Annotated in this window: 26 protein-coding genes; 13 read left to right on the forward strand and 13 right to left on the reverse strand. The window is 60.0% G+C overall.

Going from position 1 to position 25,226, the window contains the following annotated elements:
• Window positions 1–95: 95 nt before the first annotated feature.
• Window positions 96–998: an endonuclease domain-containing protein gene (locus MHK04_RS10060; protein ID WP_239208629.1), complete on the reverse strand. Its 903-nt coding sequence runs from the start codon at window positions 996–998 to the stop codon at window positions 96–98.
• A 252-nt stretch (window positions 999–1,250) separates the two neighbouring features.
• Between MHK04_RS10060 and MHK04_RS10065 the strand changes: the two genes are divergently transcribed.
• The gene (locus MHK04_RS10065; protein WP_239227057.1) at window positions 1,251–2,294 is read left to right on the forward strand and encodes an RNase H family protein; all 1,044 of its coding nucleotides are present in this window, start codon (window positions 1,251–1,253) and stop codon (window positions 2,292–2,294) included.
• Window positions 2,295–2,454: 160 nt separating this feature from the next.
• Here the strand turns inward: MHK04_RS10065 and galK are convergent, their stop codons facing one another.
• The 6 genes from galK to MHK04_RS10095 form a co-directional block, all read right to left on the reverse strand.
• Window positions 2,455–3,654, reverse strand: a complete 1,200-nt coding sequence (gene galK / locus MHK04_RS10070) for a galactokinase (protein WP_239208627.1) — start codon at window positions 3,652–3,654, stop codon at window positions 2,455–2,457.
• The gene (gene galT / locus MHK04_RS10075; protein ID WP_200288140.1) at window positions 3,647–4,741 is read right to left on the reverse strand and encodes a galactose-1-phosphate uridylyltransferase; all 1,095 of its coding nucleotides are present in this window, start codon (window positions 4,739–4,741) and stop codon (window positions 3,647–3,649) included. The genes galK and galT overlap by 8 nt, the downstream gene beginning before the upstream one ends.
• The gene (locus tag MHK04_RS10080) at window positions 4,741–4,983 is read right to left on the reverse strand and encodes a hypothetical protein (protein WP_023020723.1); all 243 of its coding nucleotides are present in this window, start codon (window positions 4,981–4,983) and stop codon (window positions 4,741–4,743) included. Before MHK04_RS10080 ends, galT begins: the two co-directional genes overlap by 1 nt.
• Before the next feature lie 10 nt (window positions 4,984–4,993).
• The gene (locus tag MHK04_RS10085) at window positions 4,994–6,643 is read right to left on the reverse strand and encodes a sodium:solute symporter family protein (protein WP_200288142.1); all 1,650 of its coding nucleotides are present in this window, start codon (window positions 6,641–6,643) and stop codon (window positions 4,994–4,996) included.
• Window positions 6,644–6,654: 11 nt separating this feature from the next.
• Window positions 6,655–7,554: an aldose epimerase family protein gene (locus MHK04_RS10090; protein ID WP_239208625.1), complete on the reverse strand. Its 900-nt coding sequence runs from the start codon at window positions 7,552–7,554 to the stop codon at window positions 6,655–6,657.
• Window positions 7,555–7,755: 201 nt separating this feature from the next.
• Window positions 7,756–8,199 (reverse strand): YdcF family protein, encoded by a 444-nt coding sequence (locus MHK04_RS10095; protein WP_239208623.1) that lies wholly within the window; start codon window positions 8,197–8,199, stop codon window positions 7,756–7,758.
• Between the two features lie 133 nt (window positions 8,200–8,332).
• Here MHK04_RS10095 and MHK04_RS10100 point away from each other — a divergent pair, with 133 nt between their 5' ends.
• From MHK04_RS10100 to rbsD, 6 genes are read left to right on the forward strand one after another with little or no spacing between them, the layout of a single operon-like run.
• Entirely contained in the window at window positions 8,333–9,322 is a 990-nt protein-coding gene (locus MHK04_RS10100; protein ID WP_239206253.1) for a LacI family DNA-binding transcriptional regulator, read from the forward strand.
• Window positions 9,319–10,863, forward strand: a complete 1,545-nt coding sequence (locus tag MHK04_RS10105) for a sugar ABC transporter ATP-binding protein (protein WP_239208621.1) — start codon at window positions 9,319–9,321, stop codon at window positions 10,861–10,863. The genes MHK04_RS10100 and MHK04_RS10105 overlap by 4 nt, the downstream gene beginning before the upstream one ends.
• Window positions 10,860–11,801 (forward strand): ABC transporter permease, encoded by a 942-nt coding sequence (locus tag MHK04_RS10110; protein WP_023027820.1) that lies wholly within the window; start codon window positions 10,860–10,862, stop codon window positions 11,799–11,801. The genes MHK04_RS10105 and MHK04_RS10110 overlap by 4 nt, the downstream gene beginning before the upstream one ends.
• Before the next feature lie 12 nt (window positions 11,802–11,813).
• Window positions 11,814–12,728, forward strand: coding sequence for a substrate-binding domain-containing protein (locus MHK04_RS10115; protein ID WP_239208619.1), 915 nt, complete (start codon window positions 11,814–11,816; stop codon window positions 12,726–12,728).
• On the forward strand, window positions 12,725–13,633 hold the full coding sequence (locus MHK04_RS10120) for a ribokinase (protein WP_239208617.1): 909 nt from the start codon (window positions 12,725–12,727) through the stop codon (window positions 13,631–13,633). The genes MHK04_RS10115 and MHK04_RS10120 overlap by 4 nt, the downstream gene beginning before the upstream one ends.
• Window positions 13,626–14,000, forward strand: coding sequence for a D-ribose pyranase (gene rbsD / locus MHK04_RS10125; RefSeq protein ID WP_239206245.1), 375 nt, complete (start codon window positions 13,626–13,628; stop codon window positions 13,998–14,000). The genes MHK04_RS10120 and rbsD overlap by 8 nt, the downstream gene beginning before the upstream one ends.
• 99 nt (window positions 14,001–14,099) lie before the next feature.
• Here rbsD and purE read toward each other — a convergent pair whose 3' ends face one another.
• Together purE and MHK04_RS10135 are read right to left on the reverse strand one after the other, a co-directional pair.
• Window positions 14,100–14,600, reverse strand: coding sequence for a 5-(carboxyamino)imidazole ribonucleotide mutase (purE, locus tag MHK04_RS10130; protein WP_200288152.1), 501 nt, complete (start codon window positions 14,598–14,600; stop codon window positions 14,100–14,102).
• Window positions 14,601–14,624: 24 nt separating this feature from the next.
• Window positions 14,625–15,740 (reverse strand): 5-(carboxyamino)imidazole ribonucleotide synthase, encoded by a 1,116-nt coding sequence (locus MHK04_RS10135; RefSeq protein WP_239208649.1) that lies wholly within the window; start codon window positions 15,738–15,740, stop codon window positions 14,625–14,627.
• Window positions 15,741–15,819: 79 nt separating this feature from the next.
• Here MHK04_RS10135 and budA point away from each other — a divergent pair, with 79 nt between their 5' ends.
• The gene (gene budA, locus MHK04_RS10140; protein WP_239208615.1) at window positions 15,820–16,551 is read left to right on the forward strand and encodes an acetolactate decarboxylase; all 732 of its coding nucleotides are present in this window, start codon (window positions 15,820–15,822) and stop codon (window positions 16,549–16,551) included.
• Here the strand turns inward: budA and MHK04_RS10145 are convergent.
• Window positions 16,529–16,969, reverse strand: coding sequence for a hypothetical protein (locus MHK04_RS10145; RefSeq protein WP_023020710.1), 441 nt, complete (start codon window positions 16,967–16,969; stop codon window positions 16,529–16,531). The two genes, budA and MHK04_RS10145, sit on opposite strands and share 23 nt — an antisense overlap.
• Window positions 16,970–17,005: 36 nt before the next feature.
• On the reverse strand, window positions 17,006–17,890 hold the full coding sequence (locus MHK04_RS10150) for a biotin--[acetyl-CoA-carboxylase] ligase (protein WP_023020709.1): 885 nt from the start codon (window positions 17,888–17,890) through the stop codon (window positions 17,006–17,008).
• A 44-nt stretch (window positions 17,891–17,934) separates the two neighbouring features.
• Here MHK04_RS10150 and MHK04_RS10155 point away from each other — a divergent pair, with 44 nt between their 5' ends.
• The 5 genes from MHK04_RS10155 (at window position 17,935) to MHK04_RS10175 (ending at window position 23,959) form a co-directional block, all read left to right on the forward strand.
• The gene (locus tag MHK04_RS10155) at window positions 17,935–18,927 is read left to right on the forward strand and encodes an ABC transporter ATP-binding protein (RefSeq protein ID WP_023020708.1); all 993 of its coding nucleotides are present in this window, start codon (window positions 17,935–17,937) and stop codon (window positions 18,925–18,927) included.
• A 161-nt stretch (window positions 18,928–19,088) separates the two neighbouring features.
• The gene (locus MHK04_RS10160) at window positions 19,089–20,339 is read left to right on the forward strand and encodes an ABC transporter substrate-binding protein (RefSeq protein WP_023020707.1); all 1,251 of its coding nucleotides are present in this window, start codon (window positions 19,089–19,091) and stop codon (window positions 20,337–20,339) included.
• A gap of 122 nt (window positions 20,340–20,461) precedes the next feature.
• Window positions 20,462–21,466, forward strand: coding sequence for a carbohydrate ABC transporter permease (locus MHK04_RS10165; protein ID WP_375545479.1), 1,005 nt, complete (start codon window positions 20,462–20,464; stop codon window positions 21,464–21,466).
• The gene (locus MHK04_RS10170) at window positions 21,466–22,287 is read left to right on the forward strand and encodes a carbohydrate ABC transporter permease (RefSeq protein WP_023020705.1); all 822 of its coding nucleotides are present in this window, start codon (window positions 21,466–21,468) and stop codon (window positions 22,285–22,287) included. The genes MHK04_RS10165 and MHK04_RS10170 overlap by 1 nt, the downstream gene beginning before the upstream one ends.
• A 181-nt stretch (window positions 22,288–22,468) precedes the next feature.
• Window positions 22,469–23,959, forward strand: a complete 1,491-nt coding sequence (locus MHK04_RS10175) for an alpha-amylase family protein (RefSeq protein ID WP_049383653.1) — start codon at window positions 22,469–22,471, stop codon at window positions 23,957–23,959.
• Between the two features lie 98 nt (window positions 23,960–24,057).
• On the opposite strand, the gene MHK04_RS10180 is transcribed toward MHK04_RS10175, so the two are convergent.
• A complete protein-coding gene (locus MHK04_RS10180) occupies window positions 24,058–24,636 on the reverse strand; it encodes a hypothetical protein (protein ID WP_049383652.1) in 579 nt (192 codons plus the stop codon).
• A 2-nt stretch (window positions 24,637–24,638) separates the two neighbouring features.
• Window positions 24,639–25,211, reverse strand: a complete 573-nt coding sequence (locus MHK04_RS10185) for a hypothetical protein (protein ID WP_049383651.1) — start codon at window positions 25,209–25,211, stop codon at window positions 24,639–24,641.
• Window positions 25,212–25,226 lie beyond the last annotated feature (15 nt).

Below are 25,226 nucleotides of genomic sequence, written 5' to 3' on the forward strand. Positions count from 1 at the left end.
CAGGTCGCATTAAATTTGTGATGCGCATCATCTTAAGGGTTGCTATGCCTTTTGTTCAACAACTTTTATGCTTTGTGGGGTGGCGCGGGGGTGATCTAGGCTACTTTCCTGCCGCGTTTTCCCAAGTGGCTAGCAATTATCCGCAATGCCTCGTCCGACGCTTTCACCTCGCTGGAACCAAAGCGCAGCACCACGTATCCGCGGTTTTCTAGCGCTCGCTGCCTTTTTATCTGCTGCTTGACCACGTGGACGGGCTCCTTGCCGTAGGTACCGTCATATTTGGCATCGCCATCGACCTCGACCACCAGCCAGCCATCGAGACAGAGATCCGCCCGATAGTTCCCGAGCAGCGGTTTCTGCGGCTCAATTTTCACCTGCGGGAAACGCTCGATAATGAGGGCTCGCAGATAGGACTCATAGGGCGATTCCGATCCGCCATACGCGTGCTCGATAACCTTACGCATGGCTGCTTGTCCCCTAGTGCGCTGCATTCTTGCCAGTTCTTCGCGCAAGTCATAGGTGGTGACGCCGTGTTGCCTGAGAGCAGAATCGGTAGCTACCAGGCCATCTGGGAAGCCGTGTAGCCGGGCGATTTCGAGGCAGGTGCGGGCGGGATGCGTGGTGCGCACACCTGCTACCGTCACCGTGGATTCCTGGAGGGACTTTACCCGGCGGTACCGATAGCCCTTCGCGGTGAGCCTGCGTGGGGGAACGCTTCCCGAAGGCACCGCTAACTCCACCTCCTCCCCTTTCCTGGAAATTACCCACATTCCCCACAGCCGCGCGGCCGATTTACTGATGAGGACGGCGCGGTGGGTGCTCCACCCGGCAGCGACTACTTTGGCGAATTGTTGTTTATGGCGCACCCATTGCCTCCAGGTGGCCGTGGGAACGGCGACCCAGGGCGCTATCTGGGTGAGCTCACCGCACTGGAGGGCTAAGTGGTGCGGACTTTCGGCTCCGGCGTAACGAAGGTTGATGAAGTGATCTGTAATCATGGTTTCATCTTCACTGCTGGAGGGGCGGAGCACGCGTTATGGGGCTCAGGAAGGTGAACTTCCGAGAACCTTCAGTGAGAGGCGGAACTTTAGGTCCAAGGTAATCGGGCCGAATTGAGAGCGTTGAGGCTGAGTTGAGGGCGGGTTGTGCTCAGATCGGCTCGATCACATTCGACCTAAGGGGAAGTAGTTCAATGCGGTGGTGTGCGGGGATAATTCAGCAGCGCGGTTAACCGTGCTTTACTAGAGATAATGGAACCCATCGAGCTCTCAGAACTTACCGGTACGCAATCGCGCACCTACGGTACCCGCAAGATCACCTCGGACATGGTCTCGGCACCAATCCATGTTGCGGTCGCGCTCTGGGACGAGCGTTGGGATTCCGCCCCCAACGGCACCATCGAAGGCTGGGTCATCGCGGTCAATACTAAGCAGACGCGTTTTGTGCGCCGCGGCCAGACTAAGAAGGGCGATATCGTCGATATCGCCGTACGGGAGGTCAAACGCGCACTCAAGGGACTCGACGGACGGGTGTGGATTGTCACTGGTCGCAGGCAGAATGCGTTGCGAGCGGCACTCACGGCAGACGGTTTCACGGTGACGGGAAGCTTTGCGGAAGAAAATAGGGCTTCGAAGAGCGCGAGCTCCGTGCGCCGAAAACAAGCCGGCCTTACTGCACGGAAGGCGCGCAAGATGGGTGAGGCACCGAAAAAGAAGCAAGCGACACAGGTAGAGACGCCGAAAGCACACTGGTGGCCGAACTCCTCGCGCGCCTCCTCATGGTCCAAGGGCGACGTGGTTCGCATAGCCACCGACGCTTCCTCGGATACCGTATTCAAGGGGTCGATGTGCTTCGTTGCGGGCAACGGCGACTACCGGTTACGAACTCGAGAAACCAAGGCGAGCACGGATGAGCTCGAGCTCGAAGCACTGACGCTCGCGCTGAAATACCTGCTCAAGGTGGGTGCGCGCAAGGCGGTTATTGAGTCCGATTCCGTAGCCGCTTTGGAGGCGGTCGAGCAGATTGTGCATAAGCGCGGCTCTAAAGCATCGCGGCCGGGGCGCACGTGGCGAGGGGTGTCTTCGGGTGCGCGGTCCCGATTCCAGCAAGCTTGGGGCGATATCCAAGGCCAATGCGAGGTCGACATTCGCCGTGTACTTGGGCATGCGGGTGATCCGCTGAATCGGGCGGCCGACCAGATTGCGTACATGGGGTTGCGCGCGATTGCGCATCCGATGAAGCAGTCTCGCGAGACTCTGCGCGAGGGGATCCAGAAAGCTCTCTTGGCGTTGTGACCCGAACGCTTAGGGCTTTGGGGCTGATCTGATCAAGCCGAATTGAGGGAATTAAGGCCGATCTGAGGCGGCCCGGCCTTCAGATCAGCCTGATCAGTATGGACCCAACGACAAGAGGCGCGCTGGGAGGGTCGCGGCTAAGCCGAGCCGGGCCGCGGAGTCAGACCAAGCGCCTGGCGCCTTCACCCGGACGCGCAACCAAGAAGGTAGGTTCCGGAAAGCCGCGCGAAACCGCAGCATCATAAATGGCTTGGGCGGTGGACTCGACGGAGGAGTGCGGGATGAGCGCGATAACCGCGCCGCCGAAACCACCACCGGTCATGCGAGCGCCCAGCTCGCCGGCCGCGGTAAAAGCGGAGTCGAGCTCCGGAGTGGTGACCTCATAAAGGTCGCGCAGAGAGATGTGGCTCTCGCGCATAAGACGCCGGAATGTATCTAGATCGGAAGATGCCAGCGCGGTAGCGGCATCTAGGGTCCGGTTGGTTTCTTCCACCACGTGGTGCACGCGGCGGCGATAGAGTTCCGCCTCGGCGGGATTGACGGTGGCGGCAAAGTCCACGGCATTCGAGATCTCGCGGATGGAGCAACCGGCGGCAGATTGGACGGCGTCGATGATGCCGCGGCGGGAGGCGTATTGGCCGTCGGAAAGCGTGTGCGGGGCATTGGTGTCCGCGATGAGCAGCACCATGTCTTGGGCCTCGATATTGAAAGGCACGCGCTCGACGGCGCCAGTGGAAAAGTCCAAAAAGAGGGCCTTGCCGCGCTGGCCAAAGAGACTGGCGTTTTGGTCCAATCCACCGGTAGAAGCGCCGACCACCTCGTTTTCGGCGCGAATGCAGGCTTGCGCCAGCTGGCTGCGGGCAGCGTCCTCGGGAGAATGCCCGTGCGCGAGCTCATACGCGGCCACGGCCGTGGAGCACTCGAGGGCAGCGGAGCTGGACAGGCCAGAGCCGACGGGGACGTCGGAGACGATGGCGATATCGAGGCCCGTGCATGACAGCGTGCCCGCCGCGGTGGCGGCCCACACGGTGCCGGCAACGTAGCCGGACCAATCGGCGGGGTGGCCCGGACGAACATCGGCGAGCGGAAGCTCTGCATGGGCGATGGAGCCGTCGAACTCGGAAGCTATGCGGATAAGCCCATCGCTGCGAGGCGCGACAGCAACGGCGGTATTTTGCTCCAGCGCGAAAGGAATGGAGGCGCCGCCAGCGTAATCGATATGCTCGCCGATGAGGTTCACGCGGCCGGGAGCGGCCCACACGCCGGCGGGCTCGGGCGAATCCGGGAAGGCAGAGGCGAAGAGGGCGCGCGCAGCGGCAGCGAGCTCCTCATCGGTACGGGTCTCAATCCAGTTAAGCATCCCAGATCTCCTTGAACCGGGCGGCAATGCGCTCCGGGGTGGTGTCATTAATCCACACCGCCTGCGAAGACTCGGAGCCGGCGAGGTACTTCATGCGGCCGGGCGATCGCATAAGCGAAAAGAGCTGCAGGTGCATGCGGATGCCTGGGCGCAGTGCCTTGTCCACCGGTGCCTGGGTCCAGCCGGCGATATAGGGGGTCTTGTCCACGCCATCAAAGAAGCGATCCACCGCGGAGTACAGCTTCTTAAGCAAGGGCGCGAGGTCGGCACGTTGGGCGTCGCTAAGCGCGGCGAAGTCAGGGATGTGTTCATTGGGCAAGACCATAGCTTCCAACGGCCATTTGGCGGCGGCGGGGACGAAGACGGTGAAGTGCTCGGTCTCAGCAATGATGCGGGTGCCGGCGGCGCGCTCACGATCGAGGAGATCCTGAAAAAGGTCACCGTCGTAGGCTCGGGCGGAATCCACGATGGAGCGCAGGCGCGGCGAGAGGAATGGATAGGAATAAATCTGGCCGTGCGGGTGCTGGAGGGTCACGCCGATTTCTTCACCACGGTTTTCGAAGGGGAAAACCTGCTGCACACCGTCAATCTGGGACAACGCGGCGGTGCGGTGAGCCCAAGCCTCAATAACGGTGCGAATGCGGGATTCGGGCAAATCCTTAAAAGAAAGGGCGGGATCCTCGGTAAAACAGACCACCTCACAGCGGGCGCGCGCAGGAAGGCGCGGCACCATGCCAAGCAGGTTATCCTCCTCGGGGTGCTCGATGTCGGCCGCGGTAGCAAAAGACGGGAAGCGGTTTTCAAAGACCACCACGTCATAGCTAGGGCTGGGGATCTCCGTGGGCAGCTGGCCTTCGCGCGTGGGCGCTAGCGGGTTCTCATTGGCCGGTGGCAGGAAGGTTCGGTTCATACGGTGGGCGGCAAAGGCCACCCAGTCTCCTGTCAGGGGATCCCGGCGCATCTCAGAAGCAGGGGCGACGGTAGGGATATCGCGGGAATCAACGAGCACGCGATCAGGGTGGGGTTGGTCGTCGAAGTAGAGGATTTCGCGGCCGTCGGCAAGCGTGGCGGAGGTAATCTCAACCATTAGTCTTCTCCTGGGATGGTGATGGGCTTCAGGCGTGCCCACAGCACAAAGGCGGCGGCCACGGCCAGCAAAGCAAGGCTTGCCCATAGGTTATCGCTGACGTTTTTGGCCTGCCCGGTATCTGGGTTAATGCCTGGGTCAAGGAAGAAATAGCAGCCGAGCAAGATGAGGCCGTAGAGGCCGAGGAGTGCGGCGATGACGTTGCGCAGGTCGAATGCGCCCGCGCGCTTTTTCTCAGACATGTTGGGCTCCTTAGGCAAAGATGACGTTGAGTGCTACGGCCATAACTAGGCAGATAATGCCCAGCGGGACGGTCTGTTGGTACCACGGCAAGGACTTTTCGGTGTAGTCCTCAAAGTGGTCCTTGGGGGTTACGGAGGAAACGAAGCCGACCAGCTCGGCATCCGGCTTGGGCTGGGTAAACAAGGTAACCACGATGGAGACCACGATATCCACGGCGAAGGCCACGCCGGCCGCGACGAAGGCGGTGCCCTGGCCTGGAAGGTTAATCATGTCCGTGAAAGAAGCGACGTACCAGAAAACGATGGCGGAACCAGTACCGGCCACCAGTCCGGACCAACCAGCGTGCGGGGTCATGCGCTTCCAGAACATACCCAAGATGAAGGTGGCAAAGAGCGGCGCATTAAAGAAGCCAAACAGGGTCTGCAGGTAGTCCATGATATTGCCAAAGTTCTGTGCCAAAAGCGCGGTGAAGATGGCAATAGCGGTGGCGATAACCGTAGCGATGCGGCCGAACTTCAAGTAGTAGTCATCCTCGCGGTCCTTGACCACGTAGGTCTGCCAGATGTCATAGGAAATGACGGTATTAAAAGCCGAGATATTTGCCGCCATGCCGGCCATGAACGACGCCAAGAGACCGGCAATTGCCACACCCAATAGGCCATTGGGTAGCAGGTCGCGCATGAGCAGCAGGATGGCGTCATTCGGCTCGGCGCGCTCCTCCATCAAGTCAGCCACGGACACGGAAGCAACCATGCCCGGAATAACCACCAGGAAAGGCACGAACATCTTAGGGAAAGCACCGATGATTGGGGTCTTGCGGGCCGCGGAAATAGAATCCGAGGCCATGGCGCGCTGGACTTCTACGAAGTTAGTGGTCCAGTAGCCGAAGGAGAGCACGAAGCCTAGGCCCAGGACGATGCCGATGACGGACCACACCGGGTTTTCGAAGCCGGAGATGTCCGTGCCCGGCCAGGTGTGGAAGTGAGAGTCATTGGCCACGGCGTCTTTTAACCCGCTCCAGCCGCCCACGCGGTTCAACCCAATGATGGTTAGTGGGGCAAGCGCGGCGATGATAACGAAGAACTGCAGCACCTCGTTATAGATGGCGGCCGAAAGGCCACCCAAGGTGATATAGGACAGCACAATAAACCCGGCGACCAAGAGCGATACCCACATCTGCCAGCCCAATAGGGCTTCTACGATGGTGGCCAGCAGGTACAGGTTCACACCTGCAATGAGCAGCTGGGCTACGGCAAAGGAAATCGCGTTGACCAAGTGCGCGGCATTGCCAAAACGTTTGCGCATAAATTCCGGCACCGAGCGGACCTTGGAGCCGTAGTAGAACGGCATCATCACAATGCCCAAAAAGACCATGGCGGGGATGGCACCGATCCAGAAGTAGTGCATGGTTTGGAAGCCATACTCCACACCATTGGCGGACATACCGATGATTTCTACCGCGCCTAGGTTGGCCGAGACGAAGGCCAGTCCGGTCACCCAGGCGGGCAATCCTCGACCGGAGAGGAAGAAGTCGATGGAACTAGACACCCTGGCCTTGGCGGCCCAGCCGATACCTAGAACGAAGAGGAAGTAGATGGCTACCAATAAGTAATCCACCCAAGAGGCATCGAGCCTCAATACGGATTCAGCAGTCTCCATGGCTGACCTTTCTAGTTATTATTTTCTGCTGCCAGCAGCAGCGTATAAGTCTGTAGATTTTGAGCACTCAAGCGCGCGAGGTCTTCCCTGCTACGCAGCGCATTCGGCGGCGCGCTCATGGGCTCTACCGCAAGCGCCTTGCCTGGGCCTTGTTCCCGCGGGAAATCGGCCGGGGTGAACATTTGCACCCAGTTCAGGCCCTCGCCCATCTCCAGCCGCACGCCTTTTCCACCGGCTGTATATATGGCCGTCAGCGGCCCTTCACCGTGGAAGCAATCGTCCCAATCCACCTCGGCGATAGGTTGGTTGACAATGCGCACCTGCTCCGTCTTGCCCGTAGGCAGGTTGCGCGCGTCTAGCACGTGGCGCTTGGCGACGTCCACGCTCAGCACCGCTTCCTCCGCCCCAGCTCCCTGCGGGGAGAGGTAGAGGTGGAGCCCATAGGCGAAAGGAACCTCGCCGGGGTCCGCGGTGCGGGCGGTGAGCTGGTGGTGCAATCCTTGCTCATCGAGAGCATAGGTAGCCTCCAGCTGAATGGCCCATGGCCAACCGTGCCGCGGCTCAATGTCAAAAGCGAGGATCACTCGGTTTTCTGTGCGTTCTTTTACCCGCCACCAGTCCACCGCGAAGCCGTGGATGGCGTTATTGCGCTCCGGCTCCGTAATTTCTAGCTGGTGGGCGCTCCCCTGCCATTCAAACCAGCCATCTGCGGTGCGATTGGGCCACGGCGCCAGCACCACCCCGGCCATGAGCGGTGGTTTACCCTCGTAGCTTTCTACCAAAGGCGCACCGCGATAGGTCAGCGCCTTGATTGCACCGCCGAACAGAGCAATCTCGGCCGCGTAATCGCCATGAGAAATGGCGACGCTGGGGTATTCAGCGTCAGAGCCAGCCGCTCCTCCACTGGTCATAACAAAGACCTTTCTGGCTATAACTTTCGTTGGATTTAGCCTAGGAGCACGGCAAAGCGCCGGTCAATCGTTTGCATAATAAGGAGCGTATATCTACCGTTTCACCAGCTCACCGCCATGGAGTTAACCTGCAGTTAACCTCTTTCGGGGGTTGAGGACACCTGGAAGGGACTCAACAGCCCCCCCAACTAAGCAGCAGTGCTATCTACACACCCGCCGCCACGCTATTCGCGCTGCGGAGTGCGGGGTAGCTAGAACTTCACGCAGATAGTTACGCGGCATTAACCGCCACGGGGTGCGCGCGGGATGCACGCGCACAGCAATACCTAGGTGCCGGGCCCACAGCGTTGTGCGCAGGACATGAAAATCATTGGTCACCACCTGCAAAACGGCGTGCGGGGCGAAGCGGTGTGCATTTTCCAGGTTCTCATTGGTACTCGTGGCGTCTGGCTCCACCACTACTCGCTCAGCAGGTACGCCGCGCTCAATAAGATAAGTGGCCATCGGACCTGCCTCGCCGCGACCAGAGACAATAATCTGCTGGCCATGATAAAGGGCCAGCGCTTTATCCAGACGCGAACGCAACATAGCGCCGGGATAGCCGTGGGTTACGCGGGAACCCAACACGAGGAGCGGGTCAGACATGGATACCAGCATAGACTCGCCACACCTTGACAGAAAGATAGAAAAGGCCTTAGGTTTAACTCGAGCATGCAATCGATTGCACCCCGTAGGGCCAGACGATGGCTCATACGCCTTAAAACCCAAGGAGGTCAGCATGGCCGGAACCACCCTTAAAGACGTGGCCGCTGCTGCTGGAGTATCCATTTCTACCGCGTCCCGCTCACTCTCGGGCAACCCTGCTATCTCTGAATCCACGCGCCAACGTGTCAAGGACACGGCCGTCAAGCTGAACTATAGGCCCAACGCCCAGGCCCGCGCCTTGCGTAGCTCCCGGTCGAATGCCATCGGTCTAGTCATCCCCAGCCTGGATAATGCCTATTTCGCCGCGATGGCGGCAGCCGTTGAAGAGGCCGCCGATAAACATGGTCTAGCCACAATGATTACCAGTTGCGGCGAGGAACCACAGCGGCTAGTCAAGGCCCTCGATGCCCTCATGGAACGCCAGGTGGACGGAATTATCGCCGTACCGCTCGAAGGTGCCGAAGAAGCGCTCGAGCAGGCGCGCACCTACCGGCCGCTCGTGCTCATTGACCGGACCCTGAGCCAGATTCCCGCAGTGCTATCAGATCCACACAAGGGAATCGAACAGGCCGTGGAACAGCTCAAGGAGAAAGGGCACACGCATATCGGCTACCTGTCCGGCCCGCAGGAAACCTCCACCGGCCGGCAGCGACTCGAAGCATTCAAGGCCGCCACGCGTGGGATGCCTACCCACATCCACCACGGCAGCTACCGCCACCGCGAAGGTTATAAGGGAGCCATCGCGCTCCTGCAGGAGGGCGTCACCGCGCTTATTGCCGGCGATTCCATGATGACTGCCGGTGCACTAGAGGCCTGCCATAATGCGGGTAAGCGCATCGGAGAAGAGATCGCGCTCGTGGGCTTCGATGATTTTATCTACCTGCGCTTCCAGCCCTCCCCCATCTCGGTAGTGGACCAGGATGTTGCACGGATGGGCGAGACCGCCACGGCTAAGCTCATCGCGGCTATTAACGAAAAGCGCCAGCCAGAAGGCGAAGTGCTAGACACCCGCTACATCCCACGCATGTCCACCGCCCACCACCTCAATGAGGCCACGCCATGAGTGACCACGTATTGCGCTTAGAAAGCGTAACCAAATCCTTTGGCCAGGTAGAAGTCATTAAAGGCGTGGATCTCACCGTCCGCCGGGGTCAGGTCCAAGCCTTGCTGGGTGAAAACGGCGCCGGAAAATCCACGCTCATCAAGATGATTGCCGGTGTCCACCAACCAGATTCCGGCCGCATTGTGGTGGATGGCGCAGAGGTTAAAATCCCCGACACCAAGGCCTCCGAGGCGCTGGGCATCGCCACCATCCACCAAGAGCTCAACCTCGTTCCCACCATGTCGGTGGCCGAGAACATCATGCTCGGGCGCACCCCGCGCCGCTTCGGGTTGGTCAACCACAAACACCTCAAGGCACAGGCCCAAGCCGCGCTGCATCTCATCGGCTTGGACGTGGACCTGGATATGCCGGTGGGTGAGCTCGGCGTCGCCAAGCAGCAGCTCGTAGAAATCGCAAAGGCGCTGTCCATGAATGCGCGAATTCTTATCCTGGATGAGCCCACGGCCGCGCTCACCGGTAAGGAGGTCGATGCCCTCTTTGCCGTGCTTGAGGAGCTCAAGGCCAAGGGCGTGGCCATGATTTTTATCAGCCATCACTTGGAGGAACTAGCGCGAATTGCAGAGACCATTAGCGTGCTGCGCGATGGTTCTTTCATTGCCGAAGTCCCTGCCGATACGGACGAGGACGAGCTGGTCCGGCTCATGGTCGGCCGCGAGATTGAAAATCAATACCCGCGCAAGGTTCCCCCTGAACACGGCGAGGCCCTACTAGAAGTCTCCGAGCTGACTTCCGACGGCGCCTTTCACGACGTCACCTTCTCCGTCCATGCCGGCGAAGTCGTCGGCCTAGCCGGACTCGTGGGTGCTGGCCGTACCGAGGTCATTCGCGCCATCGCAGGCGCCGATCCTTACGATTCCGGCTCCATCCGCGTTGGCGGCACGCAGCTGCGCAGAGGCGATATACGTGCGGCCATCCGCGCCGGCGTGGGCCATATCCCGGAAGACCGCAAGTCCCAGGCGCTCGTCCTTGACGCCTCCGTGGGCGATAACCTGGGGTTTGCTACCCTCTACCCCACTGCCAAGGCAGGGCTTGCAGACCGCAGCGGCCAACGCCGCCGCGCCGGTGCGGTAGCGGAAAAACTGCGCATCCGCATGGCCGATCTCTCGCAGCCCATCCGGAACTTATCCGGTGGCAACCAACAAAAGGCCGTCTTCGGCCGCTGGGTGCTCGCCGGCTCCAAAGTCCTCCTGCTCGATGAGCCCACCCGCGGCGTCGACGTCGGCGCCAAGGTGGAGATCTACAACATTATTAATGAGGTCACCGCAGCCGGTGGCGCCGTGCTCATGGCCTCCTCCGATTTACCCGAGGTGCTCGGCATGTCCGATCGCATCCTCGTCATGTCCGGTGGTCAACTCGCCGGCCAACTCCCCAAGGACTCCACCCAAGACGAGGTCATGGCCTTCGCCGTATCCAATGTGACCTCCGCTACTTCCGCCGCTGCTGCCGCACCTGCCGGAACTGACCCCAAGGATGAAGCATGACCAAAAATAGAGTAGTTAACTGGGCCATGAATAATGGCGCTCTCGTTGGCCTCATTGCCCTGTGCATCGCGCTTTTTATCGCTACCCCGTACTTCCTTACCGTGGCGAACCTGCTCAATATCGGCATCCAGGCCGCCACGGTGGCGATCTTGGCCTTCGGAATGACCTTTGTCATCGTCACCGCTGGCATCGACCTTTCGGTGGGTTCGGTCGCCGCGCTCGGTGCCATGGTCTCGGCCTATATGTTCTCCACCGCTGGTCTACCTGGCTGGCTCACGTTGCTCATCGGCCTTATCGTAGGAGCGCTGGCCGGCGCCATCTGCGGCATGGCCACCGCGTGGGGCAAGATTCCGTCCTTCATCGCAACGCTGGCCATGATGTCCATCGCCCGCGGACTTACCCTGGTCATCTCCCAAGGCTCGCCCATTGAAACCGCCCCAGCCGTCAACGCCTTTGGCGGCGATATCGCGGGCTTTCCAGTTCCAATCATCATGATGGTCATCGCCGGGCTCATGTGCTGGTTCATCCTAGAGCGCACGGTACTCGGCCGTTCCATGTACGCCATCGGCGGCAACCTCGAGGCCGCCCGTCTCTCGGGCCTGCCGGTCAAGCGCATCCAGATCGCCGTCTTCGCACTCTCCGGTTTCTTTGCCGCCTGGGCCGGCATGGTCATGGCAGGCCGCCTCGAATCTGCGCAACCTCAGGCCGGCACCGGCTATGAATTGGATGCCATCGCGGCCGTCGTCATCGGCGGCGCCTCGCTCTCCGGCGGCCAGGGCAAGGCCACCGGCACGCTGGTCGGCGCAATCCTTTTGGCCGTTATCCGCAACGGTCTGAATCTGCTCAATGTCTCCTCGTTCTGGCAGCAGATCGTCATTGGTTTGGTCATTGCGCTGGCCGTCGGCTTCGACGTTATCCGTAATAAGACGGCCAGCTAAGGAGCACCCACCATGAAAAAGCTCATCGCCACCCTTCTCGTGCCTGCGCTTGCGCTTGGCCTTGCCTCCTGCAATCGTTCGGAAGAAGACCGCAACCGCATCACGCTAGCGCTGTCGACACAGACCAACCCCTTCTTCGTTGAGCTGCGCCACGGCGCACAAGATAAGGCCAAGGAGCTCGGTGTTCCGCTGGATATCCAGGACGCCTCCGATGACCCCGCCCAGCAGGTCAATCAATTAGGAAACGCCACCTCGATGGGAGCAAAGGTCGTCGTGGTTAACCCCACCGATTCCGATGCCGTCGCCCCGGCCGTGCGCGGCATCAAGGATGACGGCGTGCCGGTTATCGGCGTGGACCGCGACGTCAACGGCGTAGAACTGGATTCCATGGTGGCCTCCGATAACGTCGCCGGCGGCGCACAGGCGGCGGATACCCTCGCCCACTCCATCGGGGAAAATGGAGAAATACTTATCCTGCAGGGAACCGCCGGTACCTCCGCCTCGCGCGAGCGCGGCAAAGGCTTTGCAGAGCAGATTGCGAAGTACGGGGATATTCGGGTCGTCGGCAAGCAATCGGCGAATTTTGACCGTACGGAGGGTCTCAACGTCGCCACCAACCTGCTGCAAGCCAACCCCGATATCAAGGCGATCTTTGCAGAAAACGATGAAATGGCGCTCGGCGCGGTCGAAGCCTTGGGCTCGCGCGCCGGTACTGAGGTCAAGGTGGTGGCTTTTGACGGCACCTTCGATGGCCTCAAGGCAGTCAAAGATGGCAAGCTGGAAGCTACCATCGCCCAGCAGCCCGCAGAGCTCGGTGCCCGCGCCATCGAACAAGCCGCAGCGCTCCTGCACGGTGGCACGGCGGAGAAGAACGTCCCCGTCGAGGTCATCACCGTCACCCGCGACAATGTAGAGGATTTCCAATGAGCAAGCTAACCGTCGTCGGATCCATCAATGCCGATCTCATCGTCCACGCCGAGCGCCACCCGCAGCCCGGCGAGACCCTGCTGGGCTCCGGCGGCGAGATTTTAGCTGGAGGCAAGGGCGCCAATCAGGCAGTTGCGGCGGCGCAGCTGGGCGCCAACGTGGCTTTTGTGGGCGCGGTGGGCTCCGATCCTTATGCTGAGCCCGCCATGTACTATATGCGCACCTCCGGAATCGATCTGGGTGCTGTAGAGCAGGCCGATACCAATACGGGCCTCGCCGTCATTACCGTCTCGGCCGATGGCGAGAACACCATCGTCATCTCCCCCGGCGCCAATGCGCTTGTCGACGCCCCCTTTGTCACCGCCCGCGCCTCCACCATCGCCGATGCCGACGTGGTGCTCCTCCAAGGCGAGATCCCAGCCTCTGGTTTCCAAGCCGCCGTGGAAGCGGCCCAGGGCCGTGTGGTGGTTAACCTTGCTCCGGTAGTAAAGGTCGACCGCGACTCGCTTCTGCAGGCCGATCCCCTACTCGCCAACGAACACGAAGCCGGGCTTATCTTGGACCAGCTCGGCCTGCCAGCTGAAGGCGCCCCACGCGAGCTCGCCCACCGCCTGGTAGAGGCAGGCTTCCGTTCCGTTGTGCTGACCCTTGGCGCCCACGGCGCCTACGTTGCTACCCCGGATGGCGGCGCGGATATCCCCACCCCGCGCGTGACTGCCGTGGATACCACCGGCGCCGGCGATGCCTTTGCTGGTGCTTTCTGCGCCCAGCTCCTCGCTGGAGCCTCGCTTGTCGATGCCGCTACATTCGCCGCCCGCGTCGGCGCCTTCGCCGCCACCGGTAACGGCGCGCAGCCCTCCTACCCCACGACCGCATCCACTTTGCCGGAGGTCACCAATGCGTAAGTCCGGTCTCCTTAATCCCGCGCTCGCCGGTGCCGTTGCGCGCCTTGGCCACACTGATACCTTTGTCATCGCTGATTGCGGCCTGCCCATTCCTCACGATGTTCCAGTCATCGACCTCACGCTTACCTTCGGCATCCCCACCTTTGCCGATACGCTGGCCGCCCTCCTCGACGAAGTCGTAGTCGAAGCCGCCACCATCGCCGATTCCACCCCGACCGAGGTGCGTTCCTTGCTTCCCGCAGTACCCCTCACCGAGGTCTCCCATGACGACCTCAAACGCGAAGTTGCCCGCGCCTCCTTTGTCGTGCGCACCGGTTCCACCACGCCGTTTGCCAATGTCATCTTGCGCTCCGGCGTGCCCTTCTAGCGTTCGTCGACGTCACCGCGCAGAAGACAAGCACGCTTTGCCGAAACCTCCGCGGTTGTGGCTAAACGTGCTTGCTTTATTTACTTCTTTTCCTAAGAGCTACTCTCCCAGCAGCTTGTCGCGCAGGTTCTTATCCTTCTGCTCGACCTCTTCTGCCATGCGCTTTTGGTAATCCATCATCTTGTCCTGGATGGCGGGGTCACCTGCCCCGAGGATGCGCGCAGCAAGCAGGCCGGCGTTTTTTGCACCGCCGATGGAAACGGTGGCGACCGGCACGCCACTAGGCATCTGCACGATGGAAAGAAGGGAATCGAGACCATCGAGATCCTTCAAAGCGCGCGGGATGCCGATGACTGGCAGCGGCGTGGCCGCTGCAACCATGCCGGGCAAGTGCGCGGCGCCACCGGCGCAGGCGATAATCGCTTTCAGGCCGCGGGTATGGGCTTCTTTTGCGTATGCGAGCATCTTTTCTGGGGTGCGGTGAGCGCTGACCACGCCAACTTCGAAGGGGATGCCAAAGTCTGCGAGGACCTGGGCGGCGGGTTCAACGGTGGGCCAATCAGAATCAGAACCCATGATGATGCCTACGTGTGGTTGCATGCTGTCCTTTCTACAAGCAGAGTTTTATGCCCATTCGGCGTGCACGAGAAAGTGCGCTGCCTGACGGGCGATGGTCAGGGTCTCGTCGGTGTCCTCACCGGTAACGTTGACGTGGCCAATCTTGCGGCCGGGACGGTGATCCTTGCCGTAGAGGTGAATCTTGGCCTGCGGGTAACGCTTCATTACTTCACGAACGCGCTCCGGCATGGGCATGGCAGGATCTTCGTCGGCTCCCAAGACATTGGCCATCACGGTAACGGGGGCAAGCGTGTCGACTGCACCCAACGGGAGGTCGAGCACCGCGCGCAAGTGCTGCTCAAACTGGGAGGTAACGCTGCCATCCTGGGTCCAGTGGCCGGTGTTATGCGGGCGCATGGCCAGTTCGTTGACGGAGATATCCTCGCCTTCGGGGCCGTCGAAAGCAAAGAGTTCGACGGCCAGCACGCCGGTCACGCCGAGGGACTCGGCGATGGTGAGACCCAATTCGGAAGCGCGCTGGGCGAGTTCCGGTGCGAGGCCAGGGGCTGGTGCAATTGCCTCGGCACAAATGCCGTTTTCCTGGCGGGACTGGGTAATCGGCCACACCTTGGCCTCACCGGAGGGGCGGCGGGCAACGAGGATGGACAGCTCACGGGTCAGGTCCACCTTTTCCTCAGCCATGAGAGGGGTTCCGGCTTCGAGCAGCTCGGAAACCAGCTCAAAGCAACTATCAGCGGTGGGGAACCACACACCCTTGCCGTCGTAACCACCGCGGCGGGCCTTGAGGCACACGCGGCCATCGACGGCGTCGAAGAAGGCGCGGGCATCGGCCACCGAATCGATTGCAGCAAAGCGCGGCACGGGTGCTCCGAATGCGGCGAGCTTTTCGCGCATCTTTAGCTTGTCCTGCGCATAGATGAGGGCGGTGGGCTGAGGTTGGACGTTAAAACCGGCGTCGATAAGCGCGGCGGAGTGTTCATTGGGCACATGCTCGTGCTCGAAGGTAATGGCATCCGCGCCCTCGGCCACGCCGCGCAGCTCCTCCAAGGAGGTGTAGTCCCCTAGGACCACGTCCGGGGTGACCTGCGCCGCGGAAGAATCCGGCTTGCTGGCTAGAAACCGCAGGTGAATATCGAGCTCCGCGGCGGCCGGCTGCATCATGCGGGCCAGCTGGCCGTCGCCACAAACAGTTACAATAGGCTTTAAGTCACTCACGTCCCCCAATACTAGCCTGGATACTATGTTCACTCGTCATACCATCTTCCAAAATTCACTCATGACCGCTTTGCTTGATGGCATTTATGACGGCGAAATGACCATTTCAGAGCTGCTAGGTAAGGGAAACTTCGGCTTGGGCACCTTCGATGGCCTCGACGGTGAGATGATCATTTTGGACGGCACCTGCTACCAACTGCGGGGCGACGGCTCCGCGCAAATTGCAGACCTAGATCAGCGCACCCCCTATGCGGTAGCCACCAATTTTGTCCCGCGCATTACTGCCGACGCCCCCGCGGGCCTGCGCCGCGATCAGCTCTCCGAGTTCATCGATAGGCTCGAGCCTTCCACCAACTACATGTATGCGGTGCGCATCGTGGGCACTTTTAAGGAGGTCACCACCCGCACGGTGGTCAAGCAGGAAAAGCCCTACCCACCGATGTCAGAGGCCGTCGGCGGAGATAAAGAGCTGCACTTTCAGAACGTCGAAGGAGTCATCGGCGGCTTCCGCACCCCCGTTTATGAAAAAGGAATTTCGGTGCCAGGCTGTCACGTGCACTTTATCGACGCCGCCCGCACCTCCGGTGGGCACGTTTTGGACTACGTAGTAGATAAGGCAACGGTTGAGCTTTGCCCCGCCTCTGATTTAGAGCTGCGCCTGCCGCTGACGCAGGAATTTAGCCGCGCCAACCTGGCCCCCGAGGATTTGGACAGCCAGCTGCACACCACTGAGGTTAAAACCAAGGGCGATCATTAATAATCTCAGCCACGCGCTTGGGCTTAGCAACATTAGGGAAATACATGGCGCGGTCCCAACCATGGATGGCTAGAGACACTCCGCCGCGTCGTTTTCGAGCACCGCGAATATCCTGCAGCGGAATCGAATCGATAGTGCGCCCCTCGCGCGCGATGACGCGCCTATTGGTCACTATGAAGCGCTTGCGACGGGCCTTATAAAGCGGGATGACAAAGCGCCAGATTCCCAACAGCGCCCACACCGCGACCAGTCCATTGCGCAGCATCGGGTCTACTGCTTGGACATCGCACCAACCGATGGCAATCCACAGTAGACCGGTAATGAGGATGAGCTCGAGAAAAGGGAAAATCAATGCGCGAAAAGGCGCGGAGACATCTGCGCGCTTGATCTCGCCTTGGCCCATCTTCATTAATCCCATAGCTATGGATGCTACCTCCCGTGTCTCTTGTGCGGTCTACTGCTGTGGGCGCAGATGCGTGACATCGCCCGCGGAATAGTACTCACCAGCGACCATGATGCGGCCGTCCTCGCCGATTTCATCCACGTGCCCAATAACATCGCCGGATGGAGTTTCTAGGCGCACCTGTTGTCCCAGTGAGGAACACACCGCACGGTAATCGCGCAGGAGCTGCGGATCGTGGTTCTCCCACTGCACAATACGACGGCGCAGGTTCTTCAGCACGTTAATGGCGAGCTCGGTGCGGTCGGTATCGCGGCCTTCGAGCGCGAGCGAGGTGGCCTTTTCAATCGGCAGGTCCTCGCGGGTCAAGGTGACATTGATGCCCATTCCTACGACGACGCGCGCAGAGGGCGCGGCACCGCCTACGGCTTTATTGAGCTCCGCCTTATTGACTTCGGTTTTATTTACTTCCGCCTTGTTGACCTCAGCCTTATTAAGTTCAGCCTTGCCCACTTCCACCTTGGTGAGCTCGGTCTTTGGCGCGGCTTTGAAAGCCTGGCCCACGGGTCCAGCCTCAGCGAGGATGCCGCACAGCTTATTGCCATCGATATGCACATCATTCGGCCACTTGAGCACGGTGCCCTCGATGGAATCGGTGACCGCCAAGCCCGCGGCCAGAGGTAGGGTGCCCAAGTGATCGAGAGATTCCGGCAGCAAAAGCACAGAGAAAATGACTTGCGAACCGGCCGGCGCGGTCCAAGAGCGGCCAAGACGTCCCTTGCCGGAAAGTTGTTCGTCGGCAAGCAGCACGGTGCCATCCGCAACGTTGGTGGCCTGCATCAAGTCGGTATTGGTGGAGCCGGTCTTTTCCACGAAATCGATGGTGGTGAAATCATCGGCCAATGCGGTGCGAATGCGTTCCAAATCAAGTGCAGTCATAAGCCTTAAGGATACCGGCCACCAATGGTGCTAGTGTGTTGCGCATGGCAAAGGTCACTTTTGAAAAGGTCAATATCACCTACCCTGGCGCGAGCGCGCCCACGGTAAAGGACTTGGACCTCGAAATCGCGGACGGCGAGTTTCTGGTGCTCGTTGGTCCTTCGGGCTGCGGTAAATCCACGACGCTGCGCGCACTGGCGGGATTAGAGCCGACATCGAGCGGCCGCATCACCATTGATGGCAAGGACGTGACCAACTTAGAGCCAGGCGATCGCGATATCGCCATGGTCTTCCAGAATTATGCGCTTTACCCACACCTGACAGTAGAACAAAACATGGGCTTTGCTTTGAAGCTGGCAAAGTTGCCCAAGGCCGACATCAAGTCCAAGGTACACGCAGCTGCGGAGACACTCGGTCTGACCGATTACCTCAAGCGCAAGCCCAAGGACCTTTCCGGTGGCCAGCGCCAGCGCGTGGCCATGGGCCGCGCCATTGTGCGCGAGCCGAAGGCCTTCCTCATGGATGAGCCACTATCCAACCTGGATGCCAAGCTGCGCGTTCAGACCCGCGCCGAGTTGGCCAGCCTGCAGCAGCGACTGGGTACGACGACGGTATACGTCACCCACGACCAGGTAGAGGCGATGACCATGGGTGACCGTGTGGCGGTGCTCAAGGACGGCGAGCTGCAGCAAGTTGCCCCGCCGCGCGAGCTTTATGACGCCCCCGCAAACGAATTCGTCGCCGGTTTCATCGGATCGCCAGCCATGAATATCTTTGACTACAACGGCGGCCGCGTAGGTGTACGCCCAGAAAAGATGTTTATCAACAAGGGTCCAGTGGGTTTTCAGGGTGTGGTGGACATTGTGGAAGAGCTGGGCGCCGAGTCCTACGTCTACGTCACCGTGGGCGAAAACCGCTTTGTTGCTCGCGCCGAAGGTACCCCACCACAGCGCGGCGAAGATGTAGTACTGACATTCAACCCGCGCGAAGCACTCCGCTTTGACCCAGAAACGGGGCGCCGTATCTCACAGGATTAGCCCCACGGCGGACACTGGGCCACAGTGCCGCAGGTACGTAGTCCAACCTCCCGCCGCCCCTTTACTACCCCCATTTAGAGTTAAATAGGTCAAAATTATCCACCTTTCGATTTCCGTATTTTAGGTTTAAAGAACCGAAAGTTTTCCGAAAGGTGAATTCCATGAAGAGATTCCTGCTTCGCACCACCGTTGCGACTACTGCAGTTCTGGCCCTGGCCGGCTGCTCTTCGTCCTCCTCCGATTCCGCTGCGGGCGGTTCCTCCGAAGGCGGGGCGGATGCGCACGGCCCCATCACTTTTGCCATGGGCAAAAATGACACGGACAAGGTGACCCCCATCATCGAAAAGTGGAACGAGCAGCACCCAGACGAGAAGGTCACGCTCAAGGAGCTGGCCGGCGAGGCTGACGCCCAGCGCGAGACCCTCGTGCAGTCCCTGCAGGCGGGCAGCGATGACTACGATGTCATGGCGCTGGACGTCGTGTGGACCGCGGAGTTCGCTGCCAACCAGTGGCTCCAGCCGCTCAATGGTGATTTTGAAACCAATACGGATGAGCTACTGCCGGCCACCGTAGAGTCCGCCACCTATAACGACGTCCTCTACGCGCTGCCGCAGAACACCAATGGTCAGCTGCTTTTCCGCAATACCAAGCTCGCGGATAAGGCTCCCGAGAAGTTCGCAGATCTCAAATCTGCATGTAAGGCGCTGGAAGACGGCAAGAACTGTCTGACCACCCAGCTCAAGCAGTATGAAGGCCTTGCGCTCAATACCGCTGACTTCATGGAAGGCTGGGGCGGCTCTGTCTTGGATAAGGACGGCAATGTCACCGTGGATTCCAAGGAAGCCAAAGACGGCCTTCAGGCCATGGTGGATGCGTACAAGGAGGAAACCATCTCCAAGGACTCCACCGCCGCCACCGAGGAAGAAACCAATATGGCCTTCACCGAAGGCAAGACCGCCTTCGCCGTGAACTGGCCATATATGTACTCCAATGCGGTTGATGCCGGCGTCGACGTCGAGGTCCAGGCCCCACTGGGCAAGGACGGCGTAGGCGTTTCCACGCTGGGTGGCTACAACAACGGTATCAATATCAACTCCAAGAATAAGGGCACTGCGCTCGACTTTATGAAGTTCATCATCAACGAGGACAACCAGAAGTCCTTCGCGGAGCAGTCCTTCCCACCGGTCTTGGCCTCCATCTACGATGACCCGCAGCTACAGCAGGAGTTCCCATACCTGCCGGCGCTCAAGGAGTCCTTGGAGAACGCGGCACCGCGCCCGGTTTCCCCGTTCTACTCGGCGATTTCTAAGGCCATCCAGGACAATGCCTACGCTGCATTGACGGATGACAAGTCGGTCGATGATGCCACCGCCGATATGAAGGCGGCCATCGAATCGGCTTCCCAGGGTTAAATTCCCAATCCGGGTGAGGTAGGCGGGCATACCGCCGCCTCACCCTTTGTGGTTTTCACTCCCCTATTGGGGATAGAATCTAGCCAATAGACAGCATTTCTTTAACAGAAAGGCGGACCAGCGTGGCTATAGCTTCGCCGACTGCGTCCAAGGGGACGCCGAAAGGGGCGTCGGCAAGAGCGCCGAAACCCCAGCGCAAAAATTACGGGCGCGTGGCCGGGCTGATTGCTCCGGCGCTCATCGTACTCGCCGTCATCATCGGCTACCCCATCATCCGCGCCATCTTCCTGTCCTTCCAAGGCAATAGGCACCTCAACCCGCAGACGGGACTTTTTGAGGAAGGCGGTTTTGCCGGACTGGAAAATTACCTGTACTGGATCAATAACCGATGCGTTTCCGGTACCGGCCAGATTTCCACCTGCCCACCGGGCGTTATTGCCACGGATTTTTGGCCCGCAGTCAAGATTACGCTCTTTTTCACCGTCGTTACCGTGCTGCTGGAGACCATCCTGGGTATGCTGATGGCGCTCATCATGAACGGTGATTACCGCGGCCGTGGCCTAGTTCGTGCGGCGGTACTTATCCCCTGGGCCATTCCAACGGCCGTCACGGCCAAGCTATGGCAGTTCATGTTTGCCCCGGATGGCGTCGTCAACTCGCTGCTTGGTGCACAGATCGCCTGGACCACGGACCCGTTCTACGCCCGCCTGGCCGTCATCATCGCGGATGTGTGGAAGACCGCCCCGTTTATGGCACTGCTTATCCTGGCGGGCCTGCAGATGATTCCTAAGGACGTCTACGACGCCGCCCGCGTGGACGGCGCCAATCGTATCCAGACGTTCTTCCGGATCACCCTCCCGCTGGTGCGCCCGGCGCTCATGGTGGCCGTACTCTTCCGCACCCTGGACGCACTGCGCATGTATGACCTGCCGGTCATCATGATTTCTAGCTCCTCCAACTCCCCTACCGCGACCATCTCGCAGCTGGTGGTGGAGGATATGCGCCAAGGCAACTTCAATTCCGCCTCCGCGCTCTCCACCCTCATTTTCCTTCTTATCTTCGTCGTCGCCTTTATCCTCATTCGCTTCCTTGGTGCGGATGTCTCCGGCAGGAAGGCAGCTAAATAATGCGTAAATTCGGACACTTCGCCGGCATCATTTTCATCATGTTCTGGGGCCTCGCTCCCTTCTACTGGATGCTGGTAACCGCGCTGCGGGATCAGCGATTCACCTTTGATACCACGCCATGGCCTACCCATGTCACGCTGGATAATTTCCGCGATGCCTTGGCTACCGATAAGGGAAATGACTTCCTTGCCGCGCTCGGTAACTCGCTTCTCATCTCACTGATTACCACCGCGGTGGCCGTGCTCATCGGTGTCTTTACCGCCTATGCGCTCTCCCGTTATGACTTTCCTGGCAAGGGAATCGTGACCGGCATTATTCTGGCCGCCTCCATGTTCCCGGCGATTGCCTTGGTCACCCCGCTCTTCCAGCTCTTTGGCAACCTGGAGTGGATTGGTACCTACCGCGCAATGATCATCCCCAATATTTCCTTTGCGCTTCCTCTCACGGTCTATACGCTGCTGAGCTTCTTCCGCCAACTTCCCTGGGAACTGGAAGAAGCAGCCCGGGTAGATGGAGCCTCGCGTTCTCAAGCTTTCCGTTTGGTGCTATTGCCACTGGCGGCGCCAGCGCTGTTTACCACCGCGATCATCGCCTTTATCACCACGTGGAATGAGTTCATGCTGGCCAAGCAGCTCTCCACCACCGATACTGAGCCGGTGACCGTGGCCATTGCACGCTTCTCCGGCCCCTCGGCCTTTGAGTACCCCTATGCCGCGACCATGGCCGCTGGCGCGCTGGTTACCATCCCACTGGTCATCATGGTGCTCATCTTCCAGCACCGCATCGTCGCTGGCCTGACCGCAGGTGGTGTCAAGGCCTAATGCGCAGGGCCATGCTGTGGGATACCGCGCTGGGCTTCCTTGGTTTCTTCAGCATCCTCGCGGTTATTCAGGCCATCATCAACATCTTTCACGACTCCCCCGCCATCTGGCCCGGTCTCGTGGCCGGAGTACTGTGCCTTCTTACCTACCTAACCTGGCGGGCCAAAAGAAAGGACCTTTCATGAGCTGGTACCACAATGCAGTCTTCTACCAGGCCCTCGTCGGCTCGTTTAAGGCCGATGGTGATAAGGAGGTAGGAACGCTGCGCGGGGTCATCGATAAGCTGGACTACCTTCAATGGCTCGGCGTGGACTGCCTGTGGCTGTCGCCGTTTTATGCCAGCCCCTTGCGCGATGATGGCTACGATATTGCGGACTACTACTCCATCCACCCAGATTATGGCACGATGGAGGATTTTGAAGAGCTCATTGCGGAGCTGCACCGCCGTGACATGCGCATCATGACGGACTTGGCGCTCAACCACACCAGCTCCGATCACCCATGGTTCCAGGCCTCCCGCACGGATCCCACAGGCCCCTATGGCGATTTCTACGTCTGGGGCGATGACCCCGAGCGCTACCCCGAAATCCGCGTCATTTTCACTGACGTGGAAACCTCCAATTGGACCTGGGATGAAAAGCGCGGCCAGTACTACTTCCACCGCTTTTACTCCCACCAGCCGGATTTGAACTACGATAACCCGGCCGTGCAGGAGGAAGTATTCAAAATCTTGTCCTTCTGGATGGATAAGGGCCTAGACGGCCTGCGCCTCGATGCTATTGCTTATCTCTTTGAGCGCGATGGTGTAGGCGGAGAATCCCTGCCGGAGACCATCGAGTTTGTGGAAAAGATTCGCTCCTTCATGGACGCGCACTACCCGGAAGCCGTGCTCATAGCGGAGGCCAACCAGCCGCCGGCCGAAACCATGCAATTCTACGGCCAGGGCGAGCGCTTCCACATGGTCTTCAACTTCCCGGTCATGCCGCGGTTGTATCAGGCTTTGGCGCTTGGCGACGCCACCCCGGTCTACTCCATCCTCGACGAACTGCCTTCCCTACCGGAAGGCTGCCAGTGGGGCACCTTCTTGCGCAACCACGATGAGCTCACCTTGGAAATGGTGGACGATACCGTGCGAGATCTGATGTACCAGGCGTACCTGCCAGAAGACAGTATGCGCGCGCACGTGGGTATTGCCCGCAGGCTTATGCCGCTGATGAACGGCGACCGCCGCAAGGTGGAGCTGATGTTCTCCCTATTGATGACCCTGCCGGGCGCACCGTTTATCTACTACGGCGATGAGATTGGCATGCTCGATGACACCTCGCTGCCGGACCGCTATGCGGTGCGCACCCCAATGCAGTGGGACGATTCCGAACACTCCGGTTTCAGCATCAACGCACCATCCCGGCTGCCGGTTGTAGGCGGAACGTCTGTGGCCGCCCAAGTTGAGGACGCCGCCTCGTTGCTCAACACCGTCCGCTCCATGATCGCCGAGCGCCATGCCCACTCTGATCTCGGTACCGCGCCGTGTGAGCCGGTTGAGACCGGCGAAGAGGCCGTCCTTGGTTACCAACGCGGCGATCTGCTGTGCCTGCACAATTTCAGCGATCGCTCCATCGATCTCGGCCCAGTGGAGCTCGGCCCTTATGGCTACGCTTGGCTACCTGCCTAACCCCTGTCCTCTCGACTCAAGCTTCCGAAAGCGCCTAGCCGAAAGAAAAGCGCCTCGCCAGTCCTTTCAGATTGGCGAGGCGCTTCCTTAATGGGGTATTAGTTCCACTCAGGGGCGTCTTCCAAGCGCAGCTCAGAGTAGCGCGCTTCTGGCACGGAGGCCGAGTACGGCTTGCCCTGGGCTTCCCACTGCTGGTCAGAGTTGCAACGAACGTCCTGACCGTCAGTATCGAGCATGGTAAAGCCCCACACCAGCTTGCCCTGCGAATTCGCTGGCAGGGTGTACGGACCAACCACCTGGTTTAGCTTCCAGTGCTGCTCACTGACGTAGTTGAAGCCGTAGGTCTTGGTCAACACCTTGGCCAGATCACCGGTACCCTCAACGGAGCCGGAGACCTCGATGGTCTGGGTGCGGGCCTTGGTGACGGTGTGCTTGACCGGCACTTCCTCGGCATTGCGATTAGCCACGCTCGTGGCGTCGGTCTGCTTGAACCAGCGGCGCTTTGCCGTGACGTAGGTGCCGTTTTCACCCGGCGTCGAGCAATGTGTGCCCGGCTTATAATCTTCGTTCCAGCGCTGGGGCAGCTCGAAGTCCCCACCGAAATCAGCGGCGTGGGCAACAGGAGCGGCCACCAGGCTCAGCGCCGCGAGGACGCTAGCGATGGACGTCTTGCTCACGATTAGCCCCAATCGTTGTTGTCACGAGTGGAAACCTCGACGTGGCGTTCCTTCGGCAGAGAAGCCGTGAAGGTGCCGCCATTAGCCTGCCACTTGTGGTCGGAGCCACACACGGTCTTCTGACCTTCGAAATCAGAAACAACCCAACCGGCGCGCAGCACGGCAGTCTTGCCCGGAGCAATGTTGTACGGACCAACCTGCTCGCCTACCTCGTAGGACTGGCTATCGGTGTAGCTGGAAGAGAAGGTGAAATTAATGAGATCCAACAGCTTGAAATCGACGCCAGCAGACACGTTCCAAGTCTTTGTCTTGGTCTCCTTGATAGAACGGGTAACTGGCAAAGGCTCATCGTTGTAGTTGGACACGGTCCAAGAGCCAGCGGAGCCGTCGAAGTAGGTGCGCTTGATCTTTACGGTCTGGCCGGTGTCACCTGGGTTGGAGCAGCGCTCGCCGATGGTGGTCGGGTTAGCTGGGCCTAGGTCGCGCTGTGGTAGGGCGTTAGCGGCCGGAGCGAAGATCAGGCCGGAGGCAACGGCGAGAGCCGCGGTGGTAGAAGCAATCTTGGACTTGAACATGGAACTTTCTCCTTG

Origin of the sequence: Corynebacterium nasorum (assembly GCF_022345765.1) — a bacterium.
Lineage (GTDB): Bacteria > Actinomycetota > Actinomycetes > Mycobacteriales > Mycobacteriaceae > Corynebacterium > Corynebacterium kefirresidentii.